The sequence below is a fragment of the Rhizobium pantanalense genome (assembly GCF_030182525.1).
Lineage (GTDB): Bacteria > Pseudomonadota > Alphaproteobacteria > Rhizobiales > Rhizobiaceae > Rhizobium.
Window position 1 is genome coordinate 65,951 of the sequence record NZ_JAQJCH010000007.1, and the last position, 20,390, is coordinate 86,340.

At 60.4% G+C, this 20,390-nt stretch carries 21 protein-coding genes and 1 tRNA gene; 11 read left to right on the forward strand and 11 right to left on the reverse strand.

The annotated features are described in order from the left end of the window. Positions 1-2 precede the first annotated feature (2 nt). Entirely contained in the window at positions 3-902 is a 900-nt protein-coding gene (gene yddG, locus PH558_RS19325; RefSeq protein ID WP_285206076.1) for an aromatic amino acid exporter YddG, read from the reverse strand. Between the two features lie 138 nt (positions 903-1,040). After that, positions 1,041-1,817 carry a DUF3108 domain-containing protein gene (locus PH558_RS19330; protein WP_285206077.1) on the reverse strand — a complete coding sequence of 259 codons (777 nt, stop codon included), beginning with the start codon at positions 1,815-1,817 and terminating at the stop codon, positions 1,041-1,043. Positions 1,818-2,054: 237 nt separating this feature from the next. Here PH558_RS19330 and rpmB point away from each other — a divergent pair, with 237 nt between their 5' ends. Both rpmB and PH558_RS19340 read left to right on the forward strand, forming a co-directional pair. Then, positions 2,055-2,354 (forward strand): 50S ribosomal protein L28, encoded by a 300-nt coding sequence (gene rpmB, locus PH558_RS19335; protein ID WP_069612914.1) that lies wholly within the window; start codon positions 2,055-2,057, stop codon positions 2,352-2,354. A gap of 117 nt (positions 2,355-2,471) precedes the next feature. Further along, on the forward strand, positions 2,472-3,107 hold the full coding sequence (locus tag PH558_RS19340; protein WP_095436013.1) for a queuosine precursor transporter: 636 nt from the start codon (positions 2,472-2,474) through the stop codon (positions 3,105-3,107). 98 nt (positions 3,108-3,205) lie between these two features. Here the strand turns inward: PH558_RS19340 and PH558_RS19345 are convergent, their stop codons facing one another. The 4 genes from PH558_RS19345 to PH558_RS19360 all read right to left on the reverse strand — a co-directional run bounded on the left by PH558_RS19345 (position 3,206) and on the right by PH558_RS19360 (position 8,150). Then, positions 3,206-4,201 carry an esterase-like activity of phytase family protein gene (locus tag PH558_RS19345; RefSeq protein WP_285206078.1) on the reverse strand — a complete coding sequence of 332 codons (996 nt, stop codon included), beginning with the start codon at positions 4,199-4,201 and terminating at the stop codon, positions 3,206-3,208. A gap of 110 nt (positions 4,202-4,311) precedes the next feature. Next, entirely contained in the window at positions 4,312-6,213 is a 1,902-nt protein-coding gene (gene cobT / locus PH558_RS19350; protein WP_285206079.1) for a cobaltochelatase subunit CobT, read from the reverse strand. 17 nt (positions 6,214-6,230) lie between these two features. After that, positions 6,231-7,220 (reverse strand): cobaltochelatase subunit CobS, encoded by a 990-nt coding sequence (cobS, locus tag PH558_RS19355; protein ID WP_069612910.1) that lies wholly within the window; start codon positions 7,218-7,220, stop codon positions 6,231-6,233. A 309-nt stretch (positions 7,221-7,529) separates the two neighbouring features. After that, positions 7,530-8,150 carry a J domain-containing protein gene (locus tag PH558_RS19360; protein ID WP_069612909.1) on the reverse strand — a complete coding sequence of 207 codons (621 nt, stop codon included), beginning with the start codon at positions 8,148-8,150 and terminating at the stop codon, positions 7,530-7,532. Positions 8,151-8,257: 107 nt separating this feature from the next. Between PH558_RS19360 and PH558_RS19365 the strand changes: the two genes are divergently transcribed. Next, positions 8,258-8,545: a BolA family protein gene (locus PH558_RS19365; protein ID WP_285206080.1), complete on the forward strand. Its 288-nt coding sequence runs from the start codon at positions 8,258-8,260 to the stop codon at positions 8,543-8,545. A 15-nt stretch (positions 8,546-8,560) separates the two neighbouring features. On the opposite strand, the gene PH558_RS19370 is transcribed toward PH558_RS19365, so the two are convergent. From PH558_RS19370 to PH558_RS19380, 3 genes are read right to left on the reverse strand one after another with little or no spacing between them, the layout of a single operon-like run. Next, entirely contained in the window at positions 8,561-9,871 is a 1,311-nt protein-coding gene (locus PH558_RS19370; protein WP_285206081.1) for an HlyC/CorC family transporter, read from the reverse strand. Then, positions 9,871-11,001: a 3-dehydroquinate synthase gene (gene aroB / locus PH558_RS19375; protein WP_095436018.1), complete on the reverse strand. Its 1,131-nt coding sequence runs from the start codon at positions 10,999-11,001 to the stop codon at positions 9,871-9,873. Before aroB ends, PH558_RS19370 begins: the two co-directional genes overlap by 1 nt. Next, positions 10,998-11,591 carry a shikimate kinase gene (locus PH558_RS19380; protein WP_069612905.1) on the reverse strand — a complete coding sequence of 198 codons (594 nt, stop codon included), beginning with the start codon at positions 11,589-11,591 and terminating at the stop codon, positions 10,998-11,000. The genes aroB and PH558_RS19380 overlap by 4 nt, the downstream gene beginning before the upstream one ends. A 160-nt stretch (positions 11,592-11,751) precedes the next feature. Between PH558_RS19380 and PH558_RS19385 the strand changes: the two genes are divergently transcribed. From PH558_RS19385 to PH558_RS19405, 5 genes are all read left to right on the forward strand, one after another. Beyond that, positions 11,752-11,919: a hypothetical protein gene (locus PH558_RS19385; RefSeq protein ID WP_092717636.1), complete on the forward strand. Its 168-nt coding sequence runs from the start codon at positions 11,752-11,754 to the stop codon at positions 11,917-11,919. After that, positions 11,916-12,905, forward strand: a complete 990-nt coding sequence (xerD, locus tag PH558_RS19390; RefSeq protein WP_285206082.1) for a site-specific tyrosine recombinase XerD — start codon at positions 11,916-11,918, stop codon at positions 12,903-12,905. Before PH558_RS19385 ends, xerD begins: the two co-directional genes overlap by 4 nt. A gap of 63 nt (positions 12,906-12,968) precedes the next feature. Further along, the gene (locus PH558_RS19395) at positions 12,969-13,922 is read left to right on the forward strand and encodes an acetyl-CoA carboxylase carboxyltransferase subunit alpha (protein ID WP_285206083.1); all 954 of its coding nucleotides are present in this window, start codon (positions 12,969-12,971) and stop codon (positions 13,920-13,922) included. A gap of 230 nt (positions 13,923-14,152) precedes the next feature. After that, entirely contained in the window at positions 14,153-15,466 is a 1,314-nt protein-coding gene (locus tag PH558_RS19400; RefSeq protein ID WP_095436020.1) for a L,D-transpeptidase family protein, read from the forward strand. Next, positions 15,459-15,692, forward strand: coding sequence for a sulfurtransferase TusA family protein (locus PH558_RS19405; RefSeq protein WP_285206084.1), 234 nt, complete (start codon positions 15,459-15,461; stop codon positions 15,690-15,692). Before PH558_RS19400 ends, PH558_RS19405 begins: the two co-directional genes overlap by 8 nt. Before the next feature lie 107 nt (positions 15,693-15,799). Here the strand turns inward: PH558_RS19405 and PH558_RS19410 are convergent, their stop codons facing one another. Both PH558_RS19410 and PH558_RS19415 read right to left on the reverse strand, forming a co-directional pair. Then, complete coding sequence (locus PH558_RS19410) at positions 15,800-16,996, reverse strand: CobW family GTP-binding protein (RefSeq protein WP_285206085.1); 1,197 nt, start codon at positions 16,994-16,996, stop codon at positions 15,800-15,802. A 15-nt stretch (positions 16,997-17,011) separates the two neighbouring features. Next, positions 17,012-18,178 carry a D-alanyl-D-alanine carboxypeptidase family protein gene (locus PH558_RS19415; protein WP_483314166.1) on the reverse strand — a complete coding sequence of 389 codons (1,167 nt, stop codon included), beginning with the start codon at positions 18,176-18,178 and terminating at the stop codon, positions 17,012-17,014. Between the two features lie 195 nt (positions 18,179-18,373). On the opposite strand from PH558_RS19415, the gene PH558_RS19420 reads away from it, so the two are divergent. From PH558_RS19420 to PH558_RS19430, 3 genes are all read left to right on the forward strand, one after another. After that, positions 18,374-19,534: a M20 aminoacylase family protein gene (locus PH558_RS19420; protein ID WP_285206086.1), complete on the forward strand. Its 1,161-nt coding sequence runs from the start codon at positions 18,374-18,376 to the stop codon at positions 19,532-19,534. Between the two features lie 122 nt (positions 19,535-19,656). Then, positions 19,657-19,733: transfer RNA gene (locus PH558_RS19425), tRNA-Arg, on the forward strand. An 18-nt stretch (positions 19,734-19,751) separates the two neighbouring features. Beyond that, positions 19,752-20,366, forward strand: a complete 615-nt coding sequence (locus PH558_RS19430) for a GNAT family N-acetyltransferase (RefSeq protein ID WP_285206187.1) — start codon at positions 19,752-19,754, stop codon at positions 20,364-20,366. Positions 20,367-20,390 lie beyond the last annotated feature (24 nt).

Genomic DNA, 20,390 nt, shown 5'->3' on the forward strand with positions numbered 1-20,390 from the left:
AGCTATTCCGCCGCTTCCGCCTGCGCCCGCATGGCATCTTCCCGGCGCAGGATCATGCGATGGGCGGCCAGCACCGCCCCTCCCGTCACGAGCAGGCAGGCAAGCGCAATACCCCAGCTCGGCTCGGCAAAACCGAACAGCGTCAGGATCAGCGTCGAAAGCAGTGGTGCAGCATAGCTTGCCGCGCCGAGGATCTGGATATCGCCGTTTTTGACGCCATAATCCCAGGCATAGAAGGCGGCGCCGACCGGAAAAAGGCCAAGGCCGAGCACGGCGATCCACTGGGCCGGGTTCTCCGGCCAGATGGTCTCCTCCAGGCCAAGGTGGCAAAAGAAGGAAAGGATCGATGTCGCAAGGCAAAATATCGTGACCACATCGGTGGAAACAGCCTCGAAACGACGCGTGATCAGCGAATAGCCGGACCAGGTGAAGGCACAGAGGAACGCCGCGCCATAGCCGACGGCATAGGCGCCTTCGAAATGAAAGCCATTGCGGCCGACAATCAGGATTGTACCCGCAAGCCCCATCAGAGCGCCGACGATGTGGTGCCAGCGCAGCCGCTCACCTGGCAGCAATGTGGAGCCGACGACGATCAGCAATGGCCAGAGATAGGCGATCAGGCCCGCCTCCACCGCCGGCGCGTGACGCAATGCCGTGAAATAGAGAAAGTGGTAGCCGAACAAGCCGGCAATGCCTGTTATCCAGACCTTGGCCGGCTGGCGCAGCAGCTGCAGCCGCTCGGGCCTCAACAGAAGAACGATAATACCTGGAATGCTGCCGATCGCAAAGCAGACGGCGAGCAGCTGGAAGGGTGGCATCTTGCCGGAGGCGACGGTTAAAAGCGCCAGAAACGACCACATCAAAATGGCCGAAAAGCCCGTCAATGTCGCACGAAATTTCATCTCTGTCCCCAACCCCTTGCCGCGGAGGTCCCCAGCCCGCTAAAGCAATTCCACGAAAATGCCAGCAATTTTCCACTGGAAATTGCGTAGAAATAACGACGGAAATCGTCAAGCTTTTCCGTGAAGTTATAGCCCGGCCTAGCTGCCGTATTTTACGGCCGTGATCGTCACTGTCCCGTATTGCGTCGGAATCCGGACGTAGACCGGGGCATAGACATTCATGGTATCCGCCTTGGCAAACCAGATTTCCATATTGTCGCTCTTGGCCAGGTAGAGATAATCCTTGCGGGTGCTCTTATAGCCGCTCTTCGGCGTGAAGCGCACGCCGCAGGCGATGGTCTTGCCCTTGAAACCCTCCGTCGAGAAGGGATGCGATCCCTTCGGCGACAGCTTCAGATCCATGCGCATCTCGCCATCGAAGACAGCCAGCGTCTGGTTGCAGAGGTTGAGGCTGGGCGTGATCGGGAAGATCATGCCCGATATCGGATCGAGCACCGACTTCAAATCGCTTTCCGTGATGGGGACCCAGGTGTCCGGACGCTTCGGCTCGGGCGTGATCGTATTCGACGTCACATTGCCGTTGGCATAGGCGACATCATAGGTGCGCTCTCTCTTGCCACTTTTGTAGAAGAGCGTGTAATGCGTCGCTTGCAGCTTGCTGTCGTTGACGACGCCGGTCACATCCGTCCTGGCGTCGATGGAGGTGACAAGATCGGCAAGGCCCGCGGAGGTGATATCGCCGCGAATGGTGAACTGCTTGCCGGTGACCTCGGTCTTGAAATCCGCTCTGGCGATCGGCAGCCCGGCCAGCGAAACGCGATAGCGCGTTTCATGCCGCAGCACATCGGCCAATGCCATCGACGGCATCGACGCGACGATCGCTGAAATGATAAGCCACTTCCGAATTTGAACCATGTTCAGGCCCTTCGACGAGGATCAGGCAAGTTATATAGTTGCTTTGCTCGCCTGCTGCGAGCGTCAGACAACAGCAGCTTTTTGACGGAATTGCGGGAAAACACAAGGTTTGGCTTGACGCGGCCAGCCTCTCTGACTATAGAACCGCAACTTTCCAATTATGGCCTGTTGGATTGCGCGCCGGGCTTTGCCCGGTATGTCTATCCGATGGCCGAGAAAAACAAAAGTAGGTGTACCATGTCCCGCATGTGCGAATTGACCGGCAAGGCCGTCCTCGTGGGCAACAACGTTAGCCACGCCAACAACAAGACCAAGCGTCGGTTCCTGCCGAACCTCTGCCAGGTCACGCTGATTTCCGACGTTCTCGGCCAGCGCTACCGCCTGCGCGTTTCCGCTGCAGCGCTGCGTTCGGTCGAGCATCGTGGTGGTCTGGACGCTTTCCTCCTGAAGGCAAGCGAAAACGAACTCAGCATGCGCGCTCGCCTGCTGCGTCGCCAGATCGTCAAGAAGTCCGCTGAAGCTGCCGTTGCTGCCTAAGCAGCGCTAGCATTTCGCGATTTCATACCGGCTAAGAGGCTTGAACGGATCATATCCGGACAAGCCTTTTTCCATGTCCGGTTTCTTTCAACTGGTGGCATCTCCCAGGATAAAAAAATGCTGACGATACGTCATACCCTTATCTACGTTCTGCTGATGACGCTGGTCGTCGTCGCTTCCAACATCCTCGTGCAGTATCCGCTGCAGGCAACACTCGCCGGCATCAATCTCGCGGATATCCTCACCTGGGGCGCCTTCACCTATCCGGTCGCCTTCCTCATCACCGATCTGACCAACCGCCAGTTCGGTCCCAAGGCCGCGCGTAAGGTCGTCTTTGCCGGCTTCGTCGTCGGCGTTGCCCTGTCCTTCTACACCGCGCAGCCACGCATCGCGATCGCCTCCGGCTCGGCCTATCTCGCCGGCCAGCTGCTCGACATCTCGGTCTTCAACCGCCTGCGCCGCATGGCCTGGTGGCGCGCGCCGCTGTTCGGCTCGCTCATCGGCTCGATGCTCGATACGCTGATTTTCTTTTCCTTCGCCTTTGCGCCCTTCTTCGTCTTCTTCGGACCGAACGATCCCTTCGCGATCGAGTGGGCGCCGATCCTCGGCGCTTTCTCCACCTCGGCCCCGCGCTGGGTATCCTGGGCGATCGGCGATTTCTCGGTCAAGGTGACCGTCGGCCTCGTCATGCTGCTGCCCTATGGCGCGCTGATGAACATGCTGAAACCGATGCCGCAGGCGCCAACCGCCTGATAGCCGAATGGTCCGCTGCGCGACTCAATGTGACGCGTGGCATCATTTCCTGACAAAGAGGAATGGCGGCGGCCGAGAACCAGACCGCTCGCCCGCTCTCAATTCTGACTGACGATATTGTCGTCATGCAGCTTGAACTCCAACATCAGGCTGCGCTGCAGGATCGAATGGTTGTCATCCGAGACCATGACGAGATGCAGGGAGCCGTCGGCTGCGCGGAAGACATCCAGGCCCTCCATATTGTCGATCTGATCTCCGGAGCCAGCCGCGAAGATCACCTTGCCATCCAAGACAGCACCCGGCTTGATATCCCCACCGGCTATGCGGCGGATACGCACGCCGAGGCCATGGATCAGCCCGAAGCGCCGCTCCAGCAGCAATAGGTCGCCATTCGGTAGAAAGACGCCGTCGCTGACATTGAAGCCGCCATGGCGCCTCACAGTGAAGCGCCCCTGCAGCGGCCCGTCCAGAACGGCGGCGAACAAATTACCCTGATCATCGAGACTGTCTTCGGCGACGATGACAGCGCCGCCGGCAAGCGGGCTCGACTGCGGCGCGATCATCAGCGCCTCGAGGCTGCGATTGGAATGCAGCTCCGATCTCGGGATGGGAATGGGCATGGTTCCATCGGGCGGCGAAATCTCGAAACCCGGATCGGGATAGGCATCGACGCGGTGATATTGCTCATAGCTGACGAGGACGTGATTGCCGCGCAGCGCCAAGCCTTCGGCATCCATGACCCCATCGCCCGAATCCCTCTCGCCGAGGCGGTCGATCATGGTCGCTATTCGCGCATCGCTGATGCCGGTCAGCCGGCCCTCTTGGTCGCGTTCGATGGCGCCGGTAAGCCAATGGCCGGTATCCAGCACCGAAATGAACCGCCGCTGATCGTCACGAAAACGAATGGCCGAAACAGCGCCGAGAAGCGCATTATCCGAGCTGAACTCAAGACCGCCAAGAAATTCCAGTGCGCCGAAGCGCGTTTGATCCGAACCTTGCTTGAAGGTGGAAATGACTCTGGCCCGGATTGCTGCGGGGCCACTTTCGTCGGCATCGCTTCCGAAACTGCAACCCGAAATCAGTCCAGTGAGCACCGCGAGGAGACATATGTATCTTCCGGCAGCCGACCAAGGCCTGGAACCGACGCCGTCGGATCGAGAGAGCATCGGCCGCAAGGCCGATGCCAAGAAAGACCCGAGCCGGCTCAGCTGACGCGGCGCATGCGCGAGCGCGGCATGCTCGTCTGATCCTCGAACAGCGAGGCAAGCTGCTCCGTCATGGCGCCGGCAAGCTCATCGGCATCGACAATGGTGACCGCGCGGCGATAGTAGCGCGTGACATCATGGCCGATACCGATGGCCAGCAATTCTACCGGCGAGCGCGTCTCGATCTGGTCGATGACAGCGCGCAGATGCCGTTCCAGATAGTTGCCCGGATTGACCGACAGCGTGGAATCATCGACCGGCGCACCATCCGAGATCATCATCAGGATACGGCGCTGTTCACGGCGTCCGAGCAGGCGGTTATGCGCCCAGATCAGCGCCTCGCCGTCGATATTCTCCTTGAGCAGGCCTTCGCGCATCATCAGCCCGAGATTGCTGCGCGACCGTCTATAGGGCTCGTCCGCGGACTTGTAGATGATGTGGCGCAGGTCATTCAGCCGGCCCGGCGTCTGCGGCTTGCCGCTGGCAAGCCACTTTTCACGTGCCTGCCCACCCTTCCAGGCTTTCGTGGTGAAGCCGAGGATCTCGACCTTCACGCCGCAGCGCTCCAGCGTGCGGGCAAGAATATCGGCGCAGGAGGCGGCAACCGTGATCGGACGGCCGCGCATCGAGCCGGAATTGTCAATCAGCAGCGTTACCACCGTATCGCGGAACTGCGTATCGCGCTCCATCTTGAAGGACAGCGCCTGCATCGGATCGATAATCAGGCGCGGCAGGCGGGCCGGATCGAGATAGCCCTCTTCCAGATCGAAGTCCCAGGAACGATTCTGCTGCGCCATCAGGCGACGCTGCAGCCGGTTTGCGAGCCGGCCAACGGCACCTTGCAGATGCGCGAGCTGCTTGTCGAGGAAGGCCCGCAGGCGCTCGAGTTCGGCCACGTCGCACAGCTCCTGCGCGGTCGTGGTCTCGTCGAACTCCTCCGTATAGACGTGGTAGTCGACCTTCTCGTTGAAGTCGGCGAAGGGTGTGTTCGGACGGCGGGTTTCGCCCGGCGTTTCCGAGTCTTCCTCACCCTCTTCGCTCATATCGTCGTCGGAGATCTCGCCGCCGTCTTCGGTTGCGCCGTCTTCCATCTGCTCGTCGGAGGCTTCGCTGTCCTCGGCTGGAGCGGCATCGGCACCTTCGTCTTCCTTGACGTCGTCGTTATCCTGGTCCTCGCCGTTCGGCTTGTCCTCTTCGCTCGGCTGCTCGTCGCTGTCGGGCTCGGATTGCTCGTCGCCATATTCCTCGGCCATTTCCATGGCCGTCAGAATGTTGCGGACGACACGGGCGAAGCTCTGCTGGTCGTTGATGGCAGACAGCAGGTTATCGAGCTGACCGCCGGTCTTTTCCTCAATGAAGGGACGCCAGAGGTCGAGTACCTTGCCGGCGCTTTCCGGCGGCTTCTGACCGGTCAGCTTCTCGCGCACGATCATCGCCATGGCCTCACCGATCGGCGCATCCTCGCGCCGTTCGATGCCGGAGAAATTCGCCTTGGCGTATTTCTCTGTATTCATGGAGTTGAGATTGGCGGCAACGCCGCTCATGCGCAGCGAGCCGATCGATTCGACACGGGCCTGCTCGACGGCATCGAAGATGCTGCGGGCATCGGCACCCTGGGGCGACATCACCGCATGGACGCGGGCATCATGACAGGCAAGCCGCAGGGCCATCGAATCGCCAAGGCCGCGGGTCACCGCGAGCTCATGGGCTGTCGGCCGCTTCGAAAGCTCCGGCAGGCGGATGCGCTCGCCCGTCATCCCCGGGCGTTCGTTGGCAAAGGCCACCTCGACCTCGGCGTCGCCGGCGATCGAGCGCACACAGCCGGTGATCGCCCGGCGCAACGGCTCCATGTCCACCGGTGCACCCGGCTTCGCTTTGGAATTGTCTCCGCGACCTGACATGATGTGTGGGTTCTTCCCTAGGCTTCGAGCACGATGTTGGCGGCACTTTCCTTCAGCTCGACACCGAAGGCGCGCTGATAGTGCTCGGCGACCAGCGGCCGCTCCAGTTCATCACACTTGTTGAGGAAGGTGACGCGGAAGGCAAAGGCGACATCGCCGAAGATTTCCGCATTTTCGGCCCAGGTGATGACGGTACGCGGGCTCATGACGGTCGACAGATCGCCATTCATGAAGGCGGCGCGCGTCAGATCGGCAACGCGGACCATCTTGGAGACGGTGTCACGGCCCTTGTCGTTGCGGAAGGACTTCACCTTCGCCAGCACGATATCGACTTCATTGTTGTGCGGCAGGTAGTTCAGCGTCGTCACGATCGACCAGCGGTCCATCTGCGCCTGGTTGATCTGCTGCGTACCGTGATAGAGGCCGGTCGTATCGCCGAGACCGATGGTGTTGGCGGTTGCGAACAGGCGAAAGGCCGGGTGAGGACGGATGACGCGGCTCTGGTCGAGCAGGGTCAGGCGGCCCGACGATTCCAGCACGCGCTGGATGACGAACATCACGTCCGGGCGGCCGGCGTCATATTCGTCGAAGACGAGCGCGACATTGTGCTGGTAGGCCCAGGGCAGGATGCCATCCTTGAATTCGGTGACCTGTAGCCCGTCCTTGACAACGATGGCATCCTTGCCGACGAGATCGATACGGCTGACGTGGCTGTCGAGGTTGATACGCACGCACGGCCAGTTCAGGCGTGCGGCGACCTGCTCGATATGGGAGGACTTGCCGGTGCCGTGATAGCCCGAGATCATCACGCGGCGGTTATGAGCGAAGCCGGCGAGGATGGCGAGCGTGGTCTCGCGGTCGAAGAGGTAGTCCGTGTCGAGATCGGGCACGTAGGCGCTGCCCTGGCTATAGGCGGGGACGCGGATGTCGGAATCAATGCCGAAGACTTCGCGGACCGAAACGGTGGTGTCTGGAACTTCGGAAATATCAAGGTCAATCTTGCTCATCATGTCTCCAGGGCGGGTGGCTCTCACCCTGCCATATCAAACTTAGCCGATTTATCCGAAACGCCGCAGCTTGTTGCCCGCATCCGTTCGGTCGGAACAGCGGCGATACTTCTCCGGGACTAAAGCAAAATCTCGGCGCGATAATATGATCGCTTGCGAGCATCCTTGAACAGAGTCCCCGGACAAGAAACGCCGCGTCCGGAAAGTTGACCGAGGTGCAGCCAGCCAAATGCGCACCCTGCCGCGGTCGCCCGCAGCTTCAGCCGATTTGGACCATACCTGATTGAAGGCGGAGAGCAAGGACGGGAATTAACAAAAACCGTTCTGCTTCAATAATTGATAGGCCTGAATGACCGCGCGGAAGCGCTCCTCCGAGCCGCGGTCGCCGCCATTGGCGTCAGGATGGTGCATTTTCACCAATTCCTTATAACGGCGCTTGATTTCCGGAGCCGAAGCATTGGCGCCGAGACCCATGGTGTCGAAGGCTTTCGCCTCCAGCGTTTTCAGCTTGCGCTGCTGCGGAAAACGCGGGCCGCGACCTTGGCCCTCGCCTTCCCTAACGAAGCCGAAGGGGTCACGAACGCGGGAATAGGCGCCCGAGCGGATATCGGAATGAAGCGGGCTGTTCCTGGCGGCCTTGTTCACGCCCACGGTCCAGGTCGGACGGTGGCCGGTGATGGCTTCTTTCTGGTAGCGCGCGATTTCCCCGTCCGAGAGGCCGGAGAAATAATTGTAGCCCTTATTGTATTCCTTGACGTGCTCGAAGCAGAACAAAAAGAATTGCCCTTCCGCATTGCGCCCCACCGGGGCGCGATGCGTACCGTGCTTGTCGCAGCCGTCCCACTGGCACGTCGGCGGACCCTGTTCGGGCTCCTGCGCGCGCTTGCGGCGGGTGCGGATGCGATCGAAATATTTTGAATCAAGTCTCATGGCGTCCTAATTATGGGGCCTTGGAAACCCCACAACAAGAATTGACAAACAGGAATGTTATAGGCTTTGTGGGAGCCTTTTTTCGCAAGCGAGGTCGACGCGGGAATATGGAAACGACACTGCAATCTCGCATTGAGCGGAAGCTCACCGATGCCTTCGCGCCCGAGCGCCTTGCCGTCATCAATGAAAGCCACCTTCACGCGGGTCATCAGCCCGAGATGACCGGGACCGGCGAAACTCATATAAGAATTCGAATCGTTTCCGCCAAGTTCTCGGGCATGCCACGCCTTGCACGCCACAGGGCGATCAATGAGCTTTTGAAGCCGGAACTGGACGCGGGTCTGCATGCACTGGCGGTGGAGCCCGCCGCTCCTGGAGAGGCGGTGCGCTGGTAGGGTGCCGGGGACACCTTACACTGGCTTTGCCTCTTCCGTTTCGGCGGGACGGATGCGCAGCTTGGTGATGCGGTTCTTTTCGCGCTTCATGACGATGAAGCGTTTGCCGTAAAAGGTGAAGGCTTGGCGCTCTTCGGGGATGGTCATCGATTCGTGGATGACGAGGCCGGCAATCGTCGTTGCCTCTTCATCGGGCAGATCCCAGTCGAGTGCGCGGTTCAGGTCGCGAATTGGCACGACGCCGTCGACCACGATCGAACCGTCGGCCTCCTGCCGCACGCCCTGGATATCCAGATCGTGCTCATCGGCGATGTCGCCGACGATCTCCTCCAGAATGTCTTCCAGCGTGACGATGCCCTGCACCTCGCCATATTCGTCGACGACGACGGCGAAATGCTGCTTGCGACGCAGGAAGGCATTGAGCTGGTCCTCGAGATTGGTGCTGTCGGGCACGAACCAGGGCTTTTGCGCGATCTTGACGATATCGAGATTTTCCGGCTCGACATTGCGTTCCGCGAGCGCCCTCAGCAGGTCCTTGGCATGCACGACGCCGATGATGTTGTCGATCGTGCCGCGCCAGAGCGGCATGCGCGTATAAGGGCTGTCGAGGATCGCACGCACGACCACTTCTGGCGGGTCATCGGCATTGATGGCGCGCATTGCCGTACGGTGAACCATGATGTCCGACAGTTCCAGCTCGCCGAGATCGAGAACGCCACCCAGACGGTCGCGATCGGCCTTGACCACGGAACCCTCGCGGTGAAGCAGGTCCACGGCGCCGCGCAGCTCCTCATGCGCCGACAGCATCGACACTTCCCGGGAGAGATTGACGCCGAAAATGCCCAGGATCTGGCGCACGATGGCATTGACGACGCTCGACACAGGCCCGACGACGATGACGAAGAGGCGTATCGTACTGGCGACGTTCAGCGCGAAGCGATCCGGCGTCGCAATGGCCCAGCTCTTCGGCAGAACCTCCGCGAAAATGACGAGGATGACGGTCATGGCGGCGGTGGCGATCGCCACGCCGGAATTGCCGAACAGACCCAGGAACACGCTGGTCGCAAGCGAGGACGACAGAATATTGGCGAGATTGTTGCCGATCAGCAGCGCGCCGATCAATCGGTCGCGACGTTCTATCAAGAGCCGCACGATGCCGGCCCGCCTGTCGCCGTTGGCTTCCAATGTATGGATACGGCTACGCGAAGCCGCCGTCAGCGCCGTCTCCGAGCCGGCAAAGAAGGCGGAAAGCAGCACCAGGACCACGATCGATATAATCTCGGGCCAATATTCCCACAGAACAGCCAGCGTGCCCTCGACGGTCATCAGGGATGTTTTTCCTTCAGGAAACTCAGGACTTCGGAAGACGGCACATCGTCCGCAACGAAGGACTGGCCGATACCGTGCGTGAGGATGAAAGTGAGCTTACCGCTCTTGACCTTCTTGTCCTGCGCGATCGCATCCATCAGCGTTTCGGCCGGCGGCAGCTCGCCCGGAATATCGCCCATCCGCGTCGGCAGGCCCACGGCCTTCAAATGCACCTCGACACGCTTGGCATCATCCGGGCTTGCCAGATTGAGGCGCGCGGAAAATTCATGCGCCAGCACCATGCCGATTGCAACACCCTCGCCATGCACCAGCCGGCGACTGTCATAGGCAGTGGCGGCTTCCAGCGCGTGGCCGAAGGTATGGCCGAGATTGAGCAGCGCGCGAGGGCCGTTTTCGCGTTCGTCGGCAACGACGACATCGGACTTTGCCTGGCAGCTGGCAGCAATCGCCTCGATGCGAGCAGCACCACCCGAGAAGACATCCTTCCAATTGGTTTCGAGCCAGGCGAAGAAATCCGGCTTGTCGATCAGGCCATATTTGGCGACTTCGGCATAGCCGGCCCGAAATTCACGCTCGCTCAGCGTATTGAGCACGTCGGTATCGGCAAGGACGAGGTCAGGCTGGTGGAAGACGCCGACCAGGTTCTTGCCATGATGGGTGTTGATGCCGGTCTTGCCGCCGACGGACGAATCCACCTGCGCAAGCAGCGAGGTCGGAATCTGGATGAAACGAACGCCGCGGCGCACGATGCCGGCGGCGAAGCCGGAGAGATCGCCGATGACGCCGCCGCCAAGCGCGATCACCGCATCGTTGCGCTCCACACGCGCCGTCAGCACCGCATCACAAACGGTAATCAGATGCTCGAAGCCTTTTGTCTTTTCGCCAGCGGGCAAAACGAGGCTGGAAGCCTGGATACCGTCCGCTTCAAGGCTGGCAACCAATGCAGCGAGATAAAGCGGTGCGACATTTTCATCGGTGATGACGGCCGCCTTGCGCCCCTTCAGCCGCGCTGCGATCTCCTGGCCAGCACGGGCAATCAGGCCGGGGCCGATCAGGATGTCATAGGCACGCTCGCCGAGAGGCACGCGCACGAGACGCTCAGCGGAAGCCGGTGTGATCGCATTCATGGTATTCTGCTTTCTGCTTTCTTTCCCTCGGCAATCGCGGCAAGGACTTCCCTGACCATGATATCCTTGCTTACGTCGCGGGAGAGAACCGTGATATCGGCTTCCGCATAGATCGGGTAGCGCGCATTCATCAGGTTCTCGAGGGTCTGTTTCGGATTCTCGGTCTTGAGCAGAGGGCGCGTGTCACGCTTGTTCACCCGATCCCACAGCACGTCGAGGTCGGCCTTCAGCCAGACGGAGAGGCTGCCGCGCTTGACATGCAGCCGCGTGCTTTCGTTGATGAAGGCGCCGCCGCCGGTCGAGACGACACGCGGGCCGCCCTTGAGCAGCCGCTTGATGACACGCGTTTCCAGCGCCCGGAACTCCTGCTCGCCATAGGCGGCAAACAGTTCGGCGATCGTCATGCGCGACACGCGCTCAATTTCGATATCCGTATCGACGAAGGGAAGACCGAGCTGCTGCGCGACTGGCCGGCCGATCGAGGATTTTCCTGCTCCCATCAATCCCACGAAGACGAGATTGCGCTGACCGAGCGCAGCACGCGCCCTGTCTTTAAGGCTCTCGGCAAGGGTCAGGACTTGTTCACTCATCGGCCCATTCACAATTTCTTTGGAAACGGTATCGTCAAATGCGCCGGTAGCGTCAAGACGCCGCTATCGTAAACATGTCTGCAATATCCTTCAGCTAACCCTTGAAGGACATAATTATTGCGCATCGCCACGCCAATGAACGGCGAAGGAGAGTTTTCGAATGCCAACCCTGTTTCGCTTCCTTGTCATCTGCGCGGTCATCGCCGGATCGATATATGGAGCAATGTGGGCACTGGTGCTCTTCGTCGATCCTGAGCCGCGCGATGTGACGATCCGCATTGCCCCCGAACGCCTCAACCCTCCGACGACGGGCTCGCTGAAACCATGAGCGCGCAAGCCGAAAATGTACGAGCGGTCAAGAGAGATCTGGGGCGAGTGCATCTGGAAGCCTTTCTGGAAATGATGAGCGCCGAGCGGGGTGCTGCCGTCAACACGCTGCAATCCTACGAGCGTGATCTCGAGGATCTCCATTCATTCCTCTCCGGGCAGGGAGTCCGCCTGACGGAAGCCAGCTCCAGCGATCTGGGCGCCTATCTTTCCAGCCTGTCGAGCCAGGGCTTCAAACCATCCTCCCAGGCGCGCCGGCTCTCTGCCATGCGGCAATTCTATAAGTTCCTCTATGCTGAAGGTTTGCGCACGGACGACCCGACAGGGATCCTCGATGCTCCCAAGAAGGGCCGCGCCCTTCCGAAGACGATGGGCGTCGATCAGGTGACGAGACTTTTGAGCCAGGCTGAGGAGGAGGCCACTGCCGACGGACCGGACCGGCTGCAGCGCCTGCGCATGCTGGTGCTCCTGGAAATGCTCTATGCCACCGGCATGCGTGTGAGCGAGCTCATCTCTCTGCCGGCGAAGGTGCTGGATCAGGAAGGCCGCTTCCTGATGATCCGCGGCAAAGGCAACAAGGAGCGGCTGGTGCCGCTGTCGCAGTCGGCCATTTCGGCGCTGAAGACCTATGGACGGCTGCAGGCCGAGATTGCGGCAAACGCCAAGAACCCCGCCCCCGAAAGCCCGTGGCTTTTCCCAGCTGCTTCCAGGCAGGGCTATCTGCCGCGTCAGGTTTTTGCGCGCGATCTCAAGGACCTTGCCATCCGGGCCGGCCTGACGCCTTCGATGATTTCACCGCATGTGATGCGCCACGCCTTCGCGAGCCATCTTCTCGCCAACGGCGCGGACCTGCGCGTCGTGCAGGAACTTCTCGGCCATTCGGACATTTCGACGACGCAAATCTACACACATGTGCTGGAAGAACGCCTTCATCAGCTGGTCCAAACGCATCACCCCCTTGCCAAACAGGCAAAAAAACAGGATTAGGACCGGCATACAGGCTGAAGCCGCCATCTCTCGTCACGGGCAAAAGGATCGGAAACGCACCTCATGCACAATTATCTGGACTTCGAAAAACCCATCTCGGATCTCGAAGGCAAGATTCACGAGCTCAAGAAACTGGCGAGCGAAGACGAAAGCATCGACACGTCCGAGGAAGTCGGGCGGCTTGAAATCCGCGTCCGCGAGGCGATGGCCGACATCTATTCCAAGCTCAACGCCTGGCAGAAGACGCAGGTCGCCCGCCACCCGCAGCGCCCGCATTTCGTCGATTATGCCAGTACGCTGTTTACGGAATTCACACCGCTGGCCGGCGATCGCCAATTCTCCGAGGATGCCGCGATCCAGGCAGGTTTTGCCCGCTTCCGCGGCCAGCCGGTCGCCCTTATCGGCCAGGAAAAAGGCAACGACACCAAGAGCCGTCTGAAGCATAATTTCGGCAGCGCCCGGCCGGAAGGCTACCGCAAGGCGATCCGTATCCTCGAAATGGCTGACCGCTTCCAGTTGCCCGTCATCACGCTGGTCGATACCGCCGGCGCCTATCCGGGGGTTGGCGCCGAAGAACGCGGTCAGGCCGAAGCGATCGCCCGCTCGACCGAGATGTGTCTCGGCGTGAAGGTGCCGATCATCTCCATCGTCATCGGCGAAGGCGGCTCCGGCGGCGCCATCGCGATTGCCGTCGGCAACCGCGTCTATATGCTCGAACATTCGATCTACAGCGTAATTTCGCCCGAAGGTGCGGCCTCGATCCTCTGGCGCGATTCAACGCGCGCCAAGGAAGCCGCAACCAACATGAAGATAACAGCCGATGATCTGAAAGGCCTCGGCGTGATCGACGGCATTATCTCCGAGCCTGTCGGCGGCGCGCATCGCGATCCGAACGCGGTAATAAGCGCGGCCGGCGAAACGATTGCGACCGCGCTTGCAGAGCTTTCCAGCCGTTCGGGCGAACAATTGCGCAGCGACCGCCGTCAGAAATTCCTCAACATCGGTCGGAATCTCTAAGCAGCATTTGAAAAAAGTGATCGCTAAAAGCGGGAATGAGGCCAAACCTTGGCCACATTTCCGTTATCGAAGCTTTTATGGCAAAGAAAAGCTTGCCGACGCGCTGCGGGCACGTCATAGGCTGGTAAGGAATTTTCAAGTATAAGCCATCTATGATTCCGTTTCATGCTTCGAGGGGAGTGGCGAAACAGATCGAGCTGCCACTCTTCGCATTTATGGACCAAGTCAGAATGCGCATTCGTCACCTTGCCTATATTTCCCTGATGGCGCTGGCGCTCGCCGGCTGCAACGACGCGCTGGACACCGCGTCGATCGACCTGTCGAAGGTGAAGAACAAGGTCGAACAGCCGCTTCCCAGCCATATTCTTGCTGACATGGCCAAGAAGGGCATGGACCGCAACTCGCCGATCATGATCCGCATCTTCAAGGAAGAAGGCGTGATGGAGATCCTGAAGGCGAACCAGAGCAACCGTTTCGAAGTCATCGCCGATTACAAGATCTGCGCCTGGTCCGGCCGTCTAGGCCCGAAGGTAAAGGAAGGCGACCGGCAGGCACCGGAAGGCTTCTACATGCTGACGCCGGCTAACCTGAACCCGAATTCGAAATACTACCTCGCCATCAACACCGGCTTCCCGAACCGTTACGATGCTGCCAACGGCCGCACCGGCGCCGATCTGATGATCCACGGCGCCTGCTCGTCGTCCGGCTGCTATTCTATGACCGACCAGCAGGTGCTGGAGATCTATGCCTTCGCGCGCGACGCCTTCAAGGGCGGGCAGAAGGCCGTTCAGCTCGAAGCCTTCCCCTTCCGCATGACGGCGGAAAACATGTGGAAGCATCGCCTCAGCCCCAATATCGAATTCTGGAAGATGCTGAAGGTCGGCTACGACAATTTCGAAGTCACCAAGCGCCCACCCGAGGTCGAGGTCTGCGAGAAGAAATACGTCTTCAACCAGCAGGCCAGCGGTCCGTTCAACGCCAGCGGCAAATGCCCTGTCATGACCACGCCGCCTGCCCTGCAGATGGCGCTTGCGACCTATGACAAGCAGTATCAGGCAGACTATGCCGCTGCCTCGAAGAAGTTCGACGGCATGGCCTGGTACGACCCGACCGAAGCCGAGCGCAAAGCCATCGTCGCCAAGCAGCGCAAGGGCCACGATATCGCCTATGCACCGACGGGCACCGCACTTGCCGCCGGCAAGATGATGAAGGTCGCCGATCTCGAATCGATGATGTCCAACCAGTCGGCCCAGCAGGTGGCGCGCGGCGGCACCGTTGCCAGCCCGACGAGCAACCCGACGACGGCAAGTATCCGCGTGGCCACGGCAAGCCCTGCGACAGGTGCTCCGATGGCGCCTGCGCAGCAACCCGCGGCCGGCCCGATCGTTGCAGCCAACATTCCGGCAAATGTGCCTATCCCGACGGCAAACCCCATGAACTCCAGCCTCAACGCGCTCGCCTACGCGCCGAACCCGGCCGTCGAGACCGCACAGACAGAGGCCAAGAAGCCGCCTTTCTGGAAGTTCTGGGCCAAGAGTGAATAGTCCAGATACCGAGATCTATGATCTGCGCGGCCTGAAATGCCCCTATCCGGCGATCAAGACGGAGAAGCGTTTGCGCGGCATGGCAAGCGGTGCGATCTTGACCGTGGAAACCACGGATCCGCTCGCCGTCATCGACATCCCGCATCTCTGCAATGAAAAGGGTCACACGCTTCTCGAGAGCGAGAAGACGGATGGCGGCCATCGCTTCGTGATTCGCAAGGGGTGACGATTTTCGGCCGGTGGCCATCCTCGTGGTTCGAGGTTCGCTACGCTCCCGCCTCACCCTGAGCCTATCGAAGGGCGAGGCGGGTTGTTGGATCTCATCGAGTTTAACTAAAACTTCATCCCTGGCACGGCCAACGGATTGTCCTCCAGCGCCGCTCTGTCAGGCGTATCGACGCGCGGCTTGCTGAGGAAGGCGTCGAATAGGCCCTTCACGAAATCCTCGGGCAGATCCTTCGTGATGATGACCATGCGCGTGCGGCGGTCTTCCGGATCGGGCCAGGCCGGCAGGCGCACGGGCGCATGGAAGATATTCTGCACGCCATGCAGCACGACGGGGCGCTCCGGCCGGTCGGACACGGCAACGATCGCCTTCATGCGCAGGAGCTTTTCGCCATGCGCCGAACGGAGGAGATCGATGAACATTTCCAGCGCCATCGGATCGATAGGCTGGGTCTCGACGATCGAGAACGACCGGATGGACCCGTCATGCCGCGTGACATCATGGGCGTGCTGATGCCGATGACCGTGGTGATGCCCATGATGGTGATGGTGGTGCCCATGATCGCCGTGATGGTGATCATGATCGTGGTGATCGTGCTCATCATGGTGATGGTGATCGTCGTCCGCCTCAAGCTCATCCTGCAGCCAGCGGCCGACATCGGCGATCTTCGACGCCGGATCATAGAGGCCGTTGACCAGAATGGCGGCGCGTCCCGCCTCGTCACTATCGGCATTCAGAATCTGCGCCCGTGGATTGAGCGCTCTCAGCCTACCCTCCAGCTGCGCTGCCGACACGGCGCCGGCAATCCCCATCTTCGACACGATCAGCCGGTCGGCAACCGCCACCTGCTTGCGCGCCTCTTCATGATTGTCGAGCGTCTGCAACCCGTTGACCGCATCGACGACGGTGATGACGCCATCGAGATCGAAATTGTTGGCGATGATCGGATTGCCCATGATCGACTGCATGACCGGAGCGGGATCGGCAAGGCCGGTCGTTTCGATGACGACACGCTTCAACGGCCGGATGCGCCCGGTCTGCATGGCGTCCATGAGATTTGCGAGCGTATCCACCAGCTCGCCGCGCACCGTGCAGCACAGGCAGCCATCGGAAAGCTCGATGATGGAATCGCCGGAGCTTTCCACCAGCAGGTGATCGATGCCGACATCGCCGAACTCGTTGATGATGACGGCCGCGTCGCGCATGGCCTCATCCTTGAGGATGCGGTTGAGCAGGGTCGATTTACCCGCGCCGAGGAAGCCGGTCAGGACGGCAACCGGCACTCTTTGCTGCGAAACGCTCATGATTCCTGTCCGATATTAGAAAGTGGGCCGCGGCATCGGGACCGGCACATTGGATGCGCCACCGGAGATGGCGATCTTATTGTCCCTGGTCGCCTTGTCGCCTTTAGCCGTCACATCGTCCTTGTCGCCCTTTACGGCCGTTGCGATGTCCTGGCCGCCGATCAAGCCGGCATAGACGAAGTTGGGCTCATGATCCATTTCGTGGATATAGGGCGACTGTACCTTGGTGCGGCCGAAGGGATCGCGGGTTTCGCTGCGTGCCTGTGCGCCCTTGGCGCTGCAGATCTCAGCGGTGACATCGGCGACATCGGCCGCAAGCGGCGCGTCGGGTCTCAAGGTTGCGAGCGTGTCGCGGGTCGACAGCTGGTTCTGGAAGCCCTTTTCCAGGAGATTGGCGGAATCGTCGGCGCGCGCCGCCAGGCTGTCGGTGCCCAGAACGACCGAGATCAGCGTACGGCCGTTGCGGGTTGCGGAGGCGATCTGGTTGAAGCCGGCCGCGCAGATGAAGCCGGTCTTCATGCCGTCGGCACCGTCGAAGCGGCCGATGAGCATATTGATGTTCGGCACCTGCTTCACGCCGTTGGTGAAGCCCTCGAGCGAGAAATAGCCGGCATATTGCGGAAATTCGCGGCGCAGCGCCACACTGAGGATCGCAAGATCGCGCGCCGTCGTATATTGCCCCTTGCCGGGAAGACCGTTCGGATTGATGAAATGCGAGTCGCGCATGCCGAGGCGCGCTGCTTCCGCATTCATCCGCGCCACGAAGCCCTGCTGCGAGCCGCCGACCGTCTCGGCGACGGCCATGGCGAGATCGTTTGCCGATTTGACCAACATCATCTTCAAGGCATTGTCGAGCGTCATCTTCTGGCCCGGCTTGAAGTACATCTTCGCCGGCGGCTGTGCCGCTGCAAGCTTCGACATGACAACGGGCGTATCGAGACGGACCTGACCGGACTGGATGGCTCGGAAGGTGACGTAAGTCGTCATCAGCTTTGTGAGCGAGGCGGGATACCAGCGGCGAAACGCCTCCTGCTGGTCGAGAACGCGTCCGGTACTGACGTCGACGAGAATATGCGGATTGGCTCCGGCCGTCTCAGCGGTCGACAGGAAAAGCATGGATGCTGCTGCGGCCATAGGAACGAGCCGCAGGGCGGCATACAAACGATTCTGCTTCGTCGGCACGATCTATCCTTCAGAAGTCCGGAATTTTCTCGAAAGCTTCGTCTATTTAACCTATATGGCTAGGAGAAGGCAAAGGCGATTGACGACTTTATTTCCCGATGGCACGCCGCAAGGGCCGCGACAAGCTGGCCGAGGCTGTGCCAAGGGCCCGCAGGTTGAACCAGAATCGATATTGAGCAGCAGGAAAATCAGCATATGCCGATCTTGAACAGAGCCGCAGAACTCCAGGGCGAAGTGACCGAGTGGCGCCGCCATATCCACGCGCATCCCGAACTCCTCTATGCCGTTGAGAACACGGCCGCCTTCGTGGCGGAGAAACTGCGCGCTTTCGGCGTCGACGAGGTGGTGACCGGCATCGGCCGCACCGGCGTCGTCGGCCTGATCCGCGGCAAGGGCGAGGGACGCACGATCGGCCTGCGCGCCGACATGGACGCCCTGCCGCTCACCGAAATTACCGGCAAGCCTTATGCTTCCCAAACGCCCGGCAAGATGCATGCCTGCGGCCATGACGGCCACACCGCCATGCTGCTGGGGGCGGCGAAATACCTCGCCGAGAACCGCAATTTCAACGGCAACATCGCCGTCATCTTCCAGCCGGCCGAAGAAGGCGGCGCCGGCGGCGACGCCATGGTCAAGGACGGCATGATGGAGCGCTTCGAGATCGCCGAGGTCTATGGCATGCACAACATGCCGGGCTTGCCCGTCGGCCACTTCGCCATACGCAAGGGCCCGATCATGGCGGCAACGGATGAATTCACTGTCTCTATCAAAGGCCTCGGCGGCCATGCCGCCATGCCGCACAAGACGATCGATCCGATCGCCATCGGCGCACAGATCGTCTCCAACCTGCAGCTTATCGCCTCGCGCAGCGCCAATCCGCTGAAATCGGTGGTGGTTTCCGTCACCAAGTTCAACGCCGGCAACGCCCATAACGTCATCCCGAACGATGCAAGCTTCGCCGGCACAGTGCGCACGCTCGACCCCGAAATGCGCGACCTTGCCGAGCAGCGCTTCAAGCAGATCGTGACAGGCATTGCCGCAAGCCATGGCGCGGAAGCCGAAATCGAGTTTCATCGCAACTACCCCGTCACCTTCAATCACGCCGACGAGACCGACCATGCGATTGCTGTCGCGGAGGAAATCGCGGGCGCGGGCAATGTCATCCCGAATATCGACCCGATGATGGGCGGCGAGGATTTCTCCTACATGCTGCTCGCCCGTCCCGGCGCCTTCATCTTCGTCGGCAACGGCGATAGCGCCGGCCTGCACAACCCGGCCTACGACTTCAACGACGAAGCCATCGCCCACGGCATTTCCTACTGGGTGCGCCTCGCCGAACAGCGCCTCAACGCCTGAGGCTGCATAATCACCCCGCGCAGCCTCCAAGGCCGCGCCGGGCGCACGCTGAAGACAGATTGTCCCCAAGACGCAAAAGGGCTTGGCTTCCGGCCTTTGCTTTTGTATGGATCATGCCGAGTGGTCTCGTAGCTCAGCAGGATAGAGCATCAGATTCCTAATCTGAGGGTCACGCGTTCGAATCGCGTCGAGATCACCATTATTTTCAGCCTGAATGATGATCGTGTGGTCGAGATTGAAAGAACATCGGGCTTCAACGCGCGCGGATGATTTGACCCTTGTTGAGCCAAACCTGCTCAATTTGCGGGGTTTCGAGCAGGCGCTCATGCGCGGATGGTCGCCCGATCCCCGGCGTCAGCACGACAAGACGTTCATCAAAGCTGAACTGGTGACACTTCGGGAAGACAGATCAGCTTTCCTCGCCCGTATGAGATCGACTGAAATCGTCGCCACAGCGGTATCGACTCGACAACCTCAATGCCTTGTCGCCCACCCGTTCTGGATCTGGGACGGGGAGTTTTGCGGCTACATCACATTGCGTTATTTAACCGGTACAAATCAATTGCCCCTACACCTACCTGGCCATGTCGGCTATTCGGTAGTCCCTTGGAAGCAAGGCCGAGGATATGCAACGAAAGCGCTGCAGCTTCTATTGCCGCGCGCCAAGAAAGCTGGCTTTGCCAATATCAGCATCGTTTGCAACGAAGATAATCTCGCTTCGAAGCGCGTTATTGAGAAAGCGGGAGGCGTGCTTTGCCGGACAGGCACCCACGCTTCGGATTCTCCGACCGTGTCGAAGCTATTCTTCGATCTGCCGACTATTTGTAATTAAACGTACCCTGCCGTAAGCCCTCAT